Origin of the sequence: Pontibacter oryzae, assembly GCF_003576375.1 — a bacterium.
Lineage (GTDB): Bacteria > Bacteroidota > Bacteroidia > Cytophagales > Hymenobacteraceae > Pontibacter > Pontibacter oryzae.
Map to the genome: position 1 here is coordinate 20,140 of NZ_QWGE01000001.1, position 11,783 is coordinate 31,922.

Annotated in this window: 9 protein-coding genes and 1 riboswitch; of the genes, 5 read left to right on the forward strand and 4 right to left on the reverse strand. The window is 49.6% G+C overall.

From position 1 onward, the window contains the following. Positions 1–4 precede the first annotated feature (4 nt). Entirely contained in the window at positions 5–1,462 is a 1,458-nt protein-coding gene (locus tag D1627_RS00080) for a potassium/proton antiporter (RefSeq protein WP_119430198.1), read from the reverse strand. A 326-nt stretch (positions 1,463–1,788) separates the two neighbouring features. Continuing rightward, entirely contained in the window at positions 1,789–2,175 is a 387-nt protein-coding gene (locus tag D1627_RS00085) for a hypothetical protein (protein ID WP_147383144.1), read from the reverse strand. A 166-nt stretch (positions 2,176–2,341) separates the two neighbouring features. Between D1627_RS00085 and D1627_RS00090 the strand changes: the two genes are divergently transcribed. Beyond that, positions 2,342–4,807: a penicillin-binding protein 1A gene (locus D1627_RS00090; RefSeq protein ID WP_119430200.1), complete on the forward strand. Its 2,466-nt coding sequence runs from the start codon at positions 2,342–2,344 to the stop codon at positions 4,805–4,807. A gap of 63 nt (positions 4,808–4,870) precedes the next feature. Here D1627_RS00090 and D1627_RS00095 read toward each other — a convergent pair whose 3' ends face one another. Then, on the reverse strand, positions 4,871–5,302 hold the full coding sequence (locus D1627_RS00095) for an acyl-CoA thioesterase (protein ID WP_233555449.1): 432 nt from the start codon (positions 5,300–5,302) through the stop codon (positions 4,871–4,873). A gap of 184 nt (positions 5,303–5,486) precedes the next feature. On the opposite strand from D1627_RS00095, the gene D1627_RS00100 reads away from it, so the two are divergent. The 3 genes from D1627_RS00100 (at position 5,487) to D1627_RS00110 (ending at position 8,726) form a co-directional block, all read left to right on the forward strand. Continuing rightward, positions 5,487–6,254, forward strand: coding sequence for a S1/P1 nuclease (locus D1627_RS00100; protein WP_119431043.1), 768 nt, complete (start codon positions 5,487–5,489; stop codon positions 6,252–6,254). Between the two features lie 252 nt (positions 6,255–6,506). Continuing rightward, positions 6,507–7,811, forward strand: coding sequence for an NCS2 family permease (locus D1627_RS00105; protein WP_119430201.1), 1,305 nt, complete (start codon positions 6,507–6,509; stop codon positions 7,809–7,811). Between the two features lie 249 nt (positions 7,812–8,060). Beyond that, on the forward strand, positions 8,061–8,726 hold the full coding sequence (locus D1627_RS00110; RefSeq protein WP_119430202.1) for a hypothetical protein: 666 nt from the start codon (positions 8,061–8,063) through the stop codon (positions 8,724–8,726). A gap of 117 nt (positions 8,727–8,843) precedes the next feature. On the opposite strand, the gene D1627_RS00115 is transcribed toward D1627_RS00110, so the two are convergent. Beyond that, complete coding sequence (locus tag D1627_RS00115; protein WP_119430203.1) at positions 8,844–10,184, reverse strand: Na+/H+ antiporter NhaC family protein; 1,341 nt, start codon at positions 10,182–10,184, stop codon at positions 8,844–8,846. A 225-nt stretch (positions 10,185–10,409) separates the two neighbouring features. Next, positions 10,410–10,512, reverse strand: a riboswitch (SAM riboswitch). A 174-nt stretch (positions 10,513–10,686) separates the two neighbouring features. Here D1627_RS00115 and D1627_RS00120 point away from each other — a divergent pair. Further along, the gene (locus tag D1627_RS00120; protein WP_119430204.1) at positions 10,687–11,607 is read left to right on the forward strand and encodes an N-acetylmuramoyl-L-alanine amidase; all 921 of its coding nucleotides are present in this window, start codon (positions 10,687–10,689) and stop codon (positions 11,605–11,607) included. Positions 11,608–11,783: the final 176 nt, after the last annotated feature.

The window sequence follows — 11,783 nt, forward strand, 5'->3', positions numbered from 1 at the left end:
TTTGCTAGAGTAGCACCTTGCGTACGGCAGCTATTTCTGCTTCCTGCTCCACCATCACCATCAATTTATCATTTTCCGCCAGCATGGTTGAACCTGTAGGAGTTACAAACTTACCTCCACGGTCTATCAGCACGATTAAGGACGATTTTGGCAGCTGTAGGTCAACCAAAGGTCTTCCAATTGCAGCACTGCCTTTCGGGAGCTTCAGCTCCACAAGTTCGTTTTGGGTATTGTAACCCAGGTCTTCACCAAGTTGGATGCGTTTTGGGGTGTCGTCATTCTCGCTCAGGCCTAGCCAGCGCGCCACAAGCTGCAGCGTGGTACCTTGCAGCAAGGCCGAGGTAAGCACAATAAAGAAAACGATATTAAAGATCATCCCTGATTTCTCGATGCCAGCCAACAGCGGAAACGTTGCAAACACAATAGGCACTGCCCCGCGCAAGCCCACCCAGGAAACAAAAATCTTATCCCGTAACTCTGTTTTAAAGAAGTATAAGCAAAGAAATACACTTATCGGCCGGGCAACGAAGATCAGGAACAAAGACACGAGCAGCCCGGCTCCCAACACCGGTATTGTTTGAGAAGGAAAAACCAGCAGCCCCAGCGTTAGGAACAAAAGTATTTGCGCCAACCAAGCCACGCCATCGTAAAACCGTGTAAGGCTGCGCTTATGTATAAAATTCCGGTTGCCAAGTATAACCGCTGCTATATAGACGGCCAGAAAGCCATTGCCACCCACCAGGCTGGTGAAGGCATAGCTAAACAAGACCATAGCGATTGTAAGCGCAGGGTATAGCCCTTCCTGCGACAGCTTGATACGGTTAATTATTGCTGCTATTGTATAGCCCATGCCCAGGCCAACGGCTGCACCCAAACTCATCTGCAGTAAAAACATAGGCACGAGTTGCCAGATACTGCCTTCAGGGTTAGTGAGCAGAAACGTAAAACTGACGGTAAGGAAATAAGCCATTGGGTCGTTGCTACCCGACTCTAGCTCCAGTGTTGGGCGCAGCCTGTTTTTCAGGCCAATATTACCCATCCGAAGTATAGAAAAAACTGCCGCTGCATCCGTAGACGAAACAATGGCGCCAAGCAGTATACCCTCCAACAGCGAAAAGCCCAGTATCCAATGCGCAAAGTACCCGACAAGCACTGCGGTAATCAGAACACCCGCAGTAGATAGGCTTAAGCTTCGCCAGAGCACCGGCCGGGCGGTAGTCCAGTTCGTATCTAGCCCCCCCGAGAAAAGTATCAGCATCAGGCAGACTGTCCCCAACGACTGTGCCGTGGCAGCATCATCAAAGTAAATCCCTCCCAGCCCATCGGAGCCCGCAAGCATACCCACGCCCAGAAACAGCACCAGTGCAGGAATACCTAGCCTGCCAAAGCCTTTGCTCACTAAAATACTAAGAAACAAAAGTATGGCGATGCCTAAAAGAATATTTTCTACACTATAGCCCATGTATTAAATTTAAGGTGATGCAACACTACTTTAATACTGCATATACTACGAAGGAAAGTATTAGGGCCATTAAATAAATGCGTAGCACGGTAAAGCGGGTACATTTACCCGGCAACCACCAAAGCGCCCTTTTCGGGGATATCACCCCTGTTACCAAACCTACTATTGAAAGTACTGATATTATTAATGAAATATTAACCATGATGTATATAAATACAAAGGCAGCCCTTTTATAGAGAGTAGCCGGAGAAAATTAATGGAATTGCTGAGGATTCAGCGAAAGAAAAGCGCCGACAATAGTGGCTAAGTTGAGAATATAAAGGCGATTACGGTGCATTAGGAAGCACCGAGAATGGAAGGGTTTTACATAGTAATCCAGGTGCCCAATCGGTGGATACGTAAATTGGGGCAGCCTTGGCAGCCAGTAAGATCAAGGCAGGAAGTACTACCAGTTTGGTGATGAAAACTAGCTGCTTAATAGTTAAAACCGGAGCGTTTTCAGCAAAGTCATATGCCTCCACCGACTCGGGCTTTACAGTTTCTTCCTCGCCCTGCGTGGCAGTTAAGCGTAGCAAGGTATTGTTTACGGAGCCCTTTACGAAATAATCGTATACCATTACCTCATGGCCAGGCATCGTAAGCGACCATAGGAGCATCACCCACATAAATGGGTATCTTAGCCAATTCCGGAATATGATCTTGCTGCCTGACATGCATGCAAAGGTATGGTATTTTATTCAATTTTGCAGAAGCCATGCTTTGTGTTTGGCTTGGCGCAATGTTTGCTAACATTCTTCGGTTGCACCAAAATTGCGCTAACATACGTTTGCATTTTCGCAGCCTTATGAGTTGCCATAGCACACCCGTACCGGTTAAAACATGAAGCACACGCTTACTAAGATCCTTAAATTTATACTTACCAAGATTATGGCGCCCTTCGTGCGGCTAGTGCACGGAGAGTTTTCTGCCTTCTGGCAGAGTGTAAAACCGAAGTTTACTCGCCTGTACTGGAGGCAAAAAAGGGCGGAATGGCAGGAGAGCCGCAGGCAGTCAGACTACCGGTTCCTGTTTCGCATTTTTCTGAAGCTCTCCCTTTTTGGCCTGCTCCTGCTGGTGCTCTTTTACTTTGCCGTTTATGCTGGTTTCCTGGGAGGCATGCCTTCTACACGCGAGCTAAAATCGGTGCATAACAACACGGCCTCGGAGGTTTACTCAGCCGACGGCGTCCTTTTAGGCCGTTACTACATACAGGACCGCACCAACGTGAAGTATGAGAACATCTCCCCTGCCGCGATTCACGCCTTGATTGCCACCGAGGATGCACGTTTTTACGAGCATAGCGGCGTGGATGCACGCAGCCTTGGGCGCGTCTTTGTAAAGTCTTTGTTGTTGCAAAACGAAAGCTCCGGCGGCGGAAGCACGCTGAGCCAGCAGTTGGTAAAAAACCTATACCCGCGCAAGGATTACTGGATCTGGGACATGCCTGTGAACAAGTTGCGCGAGATGATTATTGCCCGAAAGCTAGAGGCTATCTACACCAAAGAAGAGATTCTGGAGCTGTATCTGAACACCGTGCCGATGGGTGGCAACCTGTATGGCATTGAGCGCGCCGCACAACGCTTTTTCAATACCCCGGCAGGCTCACTTAAAACCGAAGAAGCTGCTGTGCTTATCGGCATGCTTAAAGCTACCACAACCTATAACCCACGCCTGGATTTGGAACGCTCCAAGCGCCGCCGCAACGTGGTGCTGGCCCAGATGGCAAAGTATAACTATCTTACCACAGCACAGGCTGACTCCTTGCAAAAGCTCCCGTTAACGCTGAAGTACAACTACACCACGCACAACGATGGCATGGCGCCTTACTTTAGGGAGCACCTGCGGCAGGAGCTCGTGGAATGGGCAGCAAGCAAACGTAAGAAAAACGGGGAGCCTTATAACCTGTACACCGACGGGCTGAAGATTTATACTACCCTCGATGCCGGCATGCAGCGCCACGCCGAAGCCGCTGTAAAGAAGCAAATGGCACAGCTGCAGAAGCAGTTCGATACGCATTGGCGCGGCCGCTCTCCCTGGGGGAAAAACGCCGAGGTGCTGCAAGTGGCCATGCAACGCTCCGACCGTTACCGCAAGATGAAAGACGCCGGCAAATCTGAGGCTGACATTTCTGCAGCTTTCCGGGAGCCGGTCCCGATGCTGATTTATGGCTATAACGGCCAGGATAAGAAAACAATGAGCCCGCTGGACTCTGTAGCCTATTACCAACGGTTTCTGAACACCGGTCTGTTCTCTGTTGAGCCCCAAACAGGATACGTGCGTGCCTGGGTAGGCGGCATCAACCACCACGTGTTTAAGTATGACCATGTGCGGGCAAAGCGGCAGGTGGGCTCTACGTTTAAACCTATTGTGTACGCTGCCGCCCTGGAGCAAGGCCTGAAGCCCTGCGATTACTTTGCCAACGAGCGCGTCACTTACCCGGAGTATGACAACTGGTCGCCGCGCAACGCCGATGAGAAGTATGGCGGGGAATATACCATGCGTGGTGCGCTGGCCCATTCGGTAAACACCGTTTCGGCGCAGCTTATTATGAAGGCCGGGGTCAACAAAACGGTTGCCATGGCACATCGGCTGGGAATACAATCCCGCTTACCGGAAGTGCCTTCTTTGGCGCTGGGTACCGCTGACCTCTCACTGCAGGAAATGGTTACGGCCTATACTACTTTCGCAAACGGAGGCTACCAGGTAGAGCCCGTTTACATCCTGAAAATAACTGACCGTGAAGGCAGGGCATTGCGGGAGCACCGCCCCGGCGACGGCGAGAAGAAAGTAATCTCGGAAGAAACCGCCACCATTATGCTGCACTTAATGCAGGGCGTGGTGGAAGAAGGCAGCGCGGCAAAGCTGCGCTCTCAGTTCGGGCTTAAAATGGATATTGCCGGAAAAACAGGCACCACGCAGAAGCACGCCGATGGCTGGTTCATAGGCATAACCCCACAGTTGGTTACCGGCGTCTGGGTAGGTGGCGAAAGTCCGCAGGTGCGGTTCCGGACCTTGGCGCTTGGCCAGGGCGCGCATACTGCCTTACCCATTTGGGGAGATTATATACGCCGCATTGCGATAGACCCGGCTTACAAAGGATATTACAACAGTCAATTCGACCCGCTGCCTGCCAGGTTGCAGCAAGCCCTTAACTGCGAATCGTATCGGGCTGAGCCACCTCAGGAAAACTTCTTGGAGCGCGTACTGGACCACGTCACCAACAAGGCCGTACAGACCTATGAGCAATGGAAGGAGAACCTGAAAAAGCGCCGGAAGGAACGTAAGAAGCGAAAAAATAAAGATTAAAGATGAGCGTGTGAAGCGAATGTACCAAGCCTCACACGCTCATCTTAATTAAGCTCTAATAACTTAAATCTCCTCGTAATCCTCGCTTCTGTTAAGCCTGTTAAACTGTTCTACCAGCTCATCGGTAAGGCCTGTGAGTTTGCGTTTGCCCAGGTCCAGCCAGGCGCCATCTACGTTTATAACTGCCGCTTTTACGCCGTCTTCCCGGAAAACCTCATGCCGTATAGACCAGCGTGAGCCATCGGGCCTGCTCTTAGTTAACTCAACGGTAACTTTAAGATGTTCATTAATACCTACTTCGCGCAGGTAAACTAGCTCCTCTCTGAAAAGTATAGGCCCAATTCTCAGGTGCTGAAAGGCTTTTAAATCAAGTCCTAACCTGTCCAACACTACAATTCTGGCCTGCGCTGCAAAATCAGCGTAAGCGGAGTGGCGCATGTGCATGTTCGCATCCAGGTGAGACCACATCACCTTTCCTTCATATACATTATTCATGTTGTCGATTCTTTTTTGCTAAAATAGGAAATCCAACTGTTAAAATAAACTCAAATAGCTGTCTGGGTTTCCGCTGAAGAGCTCATTTTGCGTAACACAGGATTAAAAACAGATTTAACCTACTACAGTTAAGTATAAATTTTGTTGTTTTGTGTTTGTAATAATCAACCCCTCGAGTAAAACCATGAAACGAATAGCAAGTATTTTCTTTCTGAGCCTGTTACTGGTTAGCCATGCATTTGCATGGGGCCAAAACGGGCACCGCGCTGTAGGACTTGTAGCTGAGCAGCACCTGAGCAAAAAGGCAAAAAAGAAAATTATGAAACTGTTAGAGGATAACACCTTAGCAGAGGTTTCTGTATGGATGGACGATATTAAAAGCGACCACGCCTATGACCATACGCACGATTGGCATTGGGTTACTGTGCCTGATGGCCAAACGTATGAGCAAGCCGAAAAGAACGAGAACGGAGACATCATCGCCAAAATAGAGGAAATTACAGCTGCGCTTAAATCTGGCAAGTTGGACAAGGCCCAGGAGACAGAGGGCCTGAAGTACCTGATCCACCTAGTTGGCGACATTCATCAGCCACTGCATGTGGGCGGAGGCGAAGACCTGGGCGGAAACGCCGTGAAAGTGCAGTGGTTTTACCAGCCATCTAACCTGCACCGTGTTTGGGACAGCGACATGATAGACAGCAAAAGCCTAAGCTTTACAGAAATTGTGCGCTTCCTGGGCGAGCCTAGCAAAGAACAGTTAAAGGAGTGGCAGGCAGCCGGCGTGCGCGACTGGGCAAAGGAATCTATCAGTTATCGCCAACAAGTTTACGATATGCCAGAGGATAAGAAACTCAGCTACCGTTACGCGTACGACAACTACGACCTGGTAGAGCAACGCTTGCTACAAGCTGGTATCCGTTTGGCAGGCCTCCTGAACGAGATTTACGGATAAGCCGAAAAGCAAACATATTTTTGAAACAGCCGCAGTAGTTCCGCACCCGGAGTAGCTGCGGCTGTTTTACTTTTACAGTGCCCAATAAGCAGCTTTTCTACCCAAATTAACAGCCTGATTTACCCTCCGAAGAAGGCAATCTTTTGCCAAAGTATGATTTCGGAGATTTCAACTCAGAGGAATTTGTTAATTTTGGGGCTTCTCTTCGGATGCCTCTGCAACCGGAAAAACAAAAACATCAATCAACTATTTATGGAGTCATACTTCCACCTGAAGCGGCACAACACCAATTTTAAAACGGAGGTGCTGGCGGGTGTCTCGTCGTTTTTGGCAACGGCATACATCATTGTTGTAAACCCAACCATACTAAGCCAGGCGGGCATGCCATTTTCTGGTGTGCTGACAGCAACGGTGCTCGTTTCTTTTTTTAGTAGCTTAATGATGGGCTTTTATGCCCGCAACCCGATTTTGGTGGCACCAGGTATGGGTCTGAATGCCTTCTTCACCTATTCGGCGGTACTGGGCATGCAGGTGCCGTGGCAGGTAGCCTTAGGGGCCGTATTCTGGTCGGGTATTGTGTTCCTGGTTTTGTCGGTGTTTAATGTGCGTACCCTTATTGTTAAAGCTATCCCTAAACCGCTTCGGTATGCCATCGCCGCAGGCATCGGGCTTTTTATCACGCTCATAGGGTTTGCCAACGCCAAGTTTATTGTAGCCAACCCAGCCACGATAATCGGTATCAGCCCTATGAATCCGGCACTGCTCACGTTTTTGGCTGGCTTGCTGCTAACCGCGGTTATGGTGGTGCGTAATGTAAAGGGCGGTATCTTGATCGGGATTATATTTACTACATTGGCCAGTTACCCTATCGGCCGTTGGTGGGCCACCGACATGGAACCACTCATAAGCTGGCAAGGGATGGTGGCTGCCCCGGATTTCAGTCTGATCCTGCAACTGGACCTGGTAAACTCGCTCAAGCTCTCCATTGTGCCCGTGATCTTTGCCTTTGTTTTTACAGATATGTTTGATAGCCTTTCCACGTTTGTGGGCTTAGCAGAGGCTGCAAACCTGCTGGATGAGCATGGCGAGCCGCATAACGTAAAGCGCTCCCTTACAACCGATGCCGTAGCCACCACCCTTGCCGGCCTGGCTGGCTCCAGCCCCGGCACAGCATACATCGAATCGGCGGTAGGTATTGAGGCTGGTGGCAGAACCGGGCTCACTGCCGTGGTGGGTGGCTTGCTTTTCCTGCCATTTCTTTTTCTGGCGCCGCTGCTATCTATGGTTCCGGCCATTGCCACTGCTCCCGCGCTGGTACTTGTTGGCGCTTTTATGGTGCGGCCTGTCACCAAAATCGATTGGTTTAAAATGGATGATGCCATTCCGGCTTTCCTGGCAATGGTACTGATTCCTTTCACCTACTCTATTACGCAGGGCATTATCTGGGGATTTTTAAGTTGGACGGCCCTGAAGCTGGTTACAGGCAAGAAGCACGAAATTAGCATTGCCCTGTGGGTGATTGACATTTTTGCCATTGCGGCTCTGGTGCTGCATTAATAAGTATAGCTTAGCGATACAGGCTGGTTCAGTGTGGAACTTTTCCCCACTATGAACTAGCTTTTGCCATACTTCTGTTTGGTCTAAAGTTGCGGTTCTTAAATTTTATTCAGGCTTTTACAATAATATATCTTTTAACAGGTTAACCCTTTAGGGTTTCTACACTAAAAAAGGTATAAATGTGTATCTTCACCTATAGAAAGTCCGGCATCATCAAACTAAATTAAGTACAAACAAAAAAATTACATTATGAAGGCACTCTTTTTCTCCCTGGCCCTGATGTGTACTGTTACCGCCGTACAGGCTCAAGGCACTGCCGCAGAAAAAGCCCCTGCAACCAATAAACTGGAAAAGCAATTCGAGAACCTAAAGAGCAACTCAAATACCTGGCAGGGCTATAAAGTTGTAAAAATCACAACGCTGGAGTCTTTCTGGAAAAGCGTGCAGGAAACCGTTGCTACAAAAGATAAGAAGCTGGAGAACTTTGAGGCTGAAGCAGACAAAAAGCTGCAGGAAGCCCGCAAGGATGTTGCCGCCCAGGAGCAGCAGCTGGCCGGCATGAAAAAGGACATGGAGCTGAAAGAGGCCGAAATCCAGCAAAGCATGCACGACATCACGCATATTTCGGTGTTGGGGATAGATGTGCCCAAGCAACTTTATGTGCTGCTTAACAGCGGAATCATACTTGCCCTGCTTGTAGCCCTTGGCGTGATGCTGGTGCAGCACCGCAGCAGCAAGCAACTGGCCAACGAGAAGCGCAGAGCCTCCGACGAGATGGAGCTGGAGCTAAACGAGTATAAGAAAAGTGCCCGCGAGCGCGAGCTTAAAATAAAGCGCGAGCTGCAAACCGAGCTTAACCGCGTGGAGGAACTAAAGCAACAATTGACCTCTGCCAGAAAGCAACCGCAGCTATAAAAGCTGCCACACACGATCAACAATAAAAAAAGGGAGACAAAGCTTGTCTCCCTTTTTTGGTTAAGGTTAGTAAAGTAAGATTAGTGGCGGGTATGTTTAAGGTGAGAATAAAGCATGTTAGGCGGCTACGGCTGGTGCTGCCTCAGGCTGTTTGGCTAAGAAACGATCCACGGAAGGCGTATAAACAGCCAAGAGGCTGAACAGTAGCAACAGGTACAGGTACCAGGCATTGGCCCAAAGATCAAGGAAGTTGAGCTGGCCCTTGGTAAAGCTTAGTAGTATGAGCACCTGGGCGCCATAGGGCAGCAAGCCCTGCACAATGCACGAGGAGATATCAAGCAGCGCAGCGGATTTGCGTTTGTCGATGCTATACTTGCCGCTAATCTCCTTCACAACCTGCCCCGTAACCACAATTGAAACGGTGTTATTAGCAATGGCTGTGTTGGTGCCTCCCACCAGCGCGAGTATACTTGCCTGCGCCGACTTGAAACCGCGTGTAGTCCTGCTTACTTTCTGCAGCAGAAACTGGATGCCTCCGGCCTCGCTCACCATCTGGGCAAGCCCGCCTGTAAGCATGGAAAGCAGGAAGATCTCCGTCATGCCCGTGAATCCTTCGTACACGCTGCGCCCGAGGCTAAGTAGCTCCAGTTGCCCTTGCCACAATCCTACCAGGCCCGAAGCAAGCGTGCCCACCGTGAGCACCACAAACACGTTTACACCGCTAATCGCCAACCCAATCACGAGTAGGTAGGGTATGATCTGCCAGATGGCCGATGCATCGAGCGCAGGCAAATCCAAGGCTGCGGTTTCGGGCGTGCTCCAGCCTGTAACAAGCAGCAAGCCTATAGTGGCCAGCGCCGCCGGGCCAGCAATCAAAATATTCACCCGAAATTTATCGCGCATACTGCATTCTTGTGTTTGCGTGGCGGCAATGGTAGTGTCTGATATAAAAGAAAGGTTATCGCCAAACATCGCTCCGCCTAAAAGTGCGCCCAAAAGCAGGGGCAGGTTTGTTTGGCCCTGCTCGGCAAGCCCCACAGCAATCGGACCCAGGGCTACAATGGCACCCACCGACGTACCTGTTGCCGTAGATAAGAACGCTGCCAGCAGAAAAACGCCCAAGGCCAGATATTTTACCGGCAGCACGCTCAGACCAAGGGTAACGGTGGCATCCACGCCGCCCACAGCCTTAGTTACGGTGGCAAAGGCTCCGGCCAACAGGTAGATCAGGCACATGGTGATAATCTTGGAATCGCCGCAGCCCCGGATAAGCGCATCAACCTTTGCAGCAGTGGCACCACGAAGTATAAAAAATGCCGAAATAATACCCAGCAGTACTGCAACCGGAGCCGGCAAGGCATAAAAGTCGTTTAAAAGTATACCTGCGCTCAAGAAAGTAAGCACAAACACCAGGAAGGGCATCATCGCCCAACCACCAGATTTTTGAATATGTTGCATATAGTGCAAAAGTCCATAGATAGCTGGCAGAAACGCGCAGCCACCAATGAATGCTCTGTTTAATGAAAGAAAGTAAAATTTTGATTGGCCAGGCAGACATAATAGCTGGCGGAGATGATTAGCTCAGTTCAACAACAGCAACACAAAGCTAGCCAGGAATTGCCCGGACGAGCTGCGGAAAGCAAAGAAAAAACTGAAAAGGGTTGTACTGTCAGCATGAGGTTAAATTTATAGGTCCCAAATTGGGCAGGTGTTAGCACCTTTACGGCTTGGGCCGTGGTTGCTAGAGGTTCTCCGAGCCTGCTCTCTCCCCTCTTCTTTATAAATCTTGCATAAAGATGCTGCAAAGGTAATTGCCAAACCCCGACAAAATCAAACCTCTCGGAAAAGTTCTCTGAAAATTTATATGTCAGTATGCCTTTTGTTCTGTGTTGAAACTTGCATCTATCAGCTTTTTCAAACAAGTTTATATGATAAACCAAACACTCTTCTTCCTCAGACTATGAAGTATACTTCTACCGCTTTTTTTGCGCTGATGCTAGCGAGCGCCAGCTTCTTTGGATGTACAAAAAACCCCTATGCAAGCACCAACAAATCGCACAAAAAACAGCTAAAAGCCTATGCCAAGCAGCTGCGTACAACCCCCGCCACCAATCCTGGCGAGGAGCAGCTGCAGCAAGGTGATTACTGGGTAGGAACGACCAACTTCAGCCTGCGTCGCCCCAATTATGTAGTCATTCACCATACGGCCCAGCACTCCACCGACCAAACACTGAAAACCTTTACCATGCCTAAAACGCAGGTGAGCGCGCATTACGTGATCGGGCGCGACGGCAAAGTATACCACATGCTAAACGACAACCTGCGGGCCTGGCATGGCGGCAACAGCCGTTGGGGTAGTAATACGGACCTTAACTCCTCCTCCATCGGGATTGAGCTCGATAACGATGGGTATGAGGCATTTGCCGACGAGCAAATAAATAGCCTGCTGCAGGTGCTGGCCACGTTGAAGAAAACGCACGGCATACCGGCAGCGAATTTTATCGGGCACTCCGATATTGCCCCCACCCGCAAAAACGATCCCAACCGAACCTTTCCCTGGAAAAAACTGGCGGAGCAAGGCTATGGCCTGTGGTACGATGAAGGCTTAATTGAGAAATACTACCAACCGGCTGCGCCCATTACCGTGCTGGACAGCACCGGCACAAAGCCTGCAGTCATTTTGCAACCCCTGGATTCCATTTCTACCATCCCAGTGCAGTTTAACCCAAAGGAAGCGCTACGTATCATCGGCTACGACACCCGCGATGTGCCAGCAGCCATCAAAGCGTTTAAACTTCACTTTATCCAAACCGAGGTGGATACCATACTTACCGACAAAGACAAAATCATACTTTACAACCTCTACCAAAAGTATCTGTAATACAAACCTCCAGATACACAAAACCAAACCGGCCCCGGCAGGAGAAACATCTCTCCCACCGGGGCCGGTTTTTTTCAATTTTATTCTTATCGGTTTAGAAGCCACACATCCTAACTTTCCAACTTCCTAACCTCTCAACTTTCTAACTCTTTAACTTTCTAACTCCTAAACTTCCA

Bases quoted from the DNA above. Each gene is read 5' to 3' on its own strand.
- D1627_RS00080 (WP_119430198.1), bottom strand. From the start codon at position 1,462: ATGGGCTATAGTGTAGAAAATATTCTTTTAGGCATCGCCATACTTTTG.
- D1627_RS00085 (WP_147383144.1), bottom strand. From the start codon at position 2,175: ATGTCAGGCAGCAAGATCATATTCCGGAATTGGCTAAGATACCCATTT.
- D1627_RS00090 (WP_119430200.1), top strand. From the start codon at position 2,342: ATGAAGCACACGCTTACTAAGATCCTTAAATTTATACTTACCAAGATT.
- D1627_RS00095 (WP_233555449.1), bottom strand. From the start codon at position 5,302: ATGAATAATGTATATGAAGGAAAGGTGATGTGGTCTCACCTGGATGCG.
- D1627_RS00100 (WP_119431043.1), top strand. From the start codon at position 5,487: ATGAAACGAATAGCAAGTATTTTCTTTCTGAGCCTGTTACTGGTTAGC.
- D1627_RS00105 (WP_119430201.1), top strand. From the start codon at position 6,507: ATGGAGTCATACTTCCACCTGAAGCGGCACAACACCAATTTTAAAACG.
- D1627_RS00110 (WP_119430202.1), top strand. From the start codon at position 8,061: ATGAAGGCACTCTTTTTCTCCCTGGCCCTGATGTGTACTGTTACCGCC.
- D1627_RS00115 (WP_119430203.1), bottom strand. From the start codon at position 10,184: ATGCAACATATTCAAAAATCTGGTGGTTGGGCGATGATGCCCTTCCTG.
- D1627_RS00120 (WP_119430204.1), top strand. From the start codon at position 10,687: ATGAAGTATACTTCTACCGCTTTTTTTGCGCTGATGCTAGCGAGCGCC.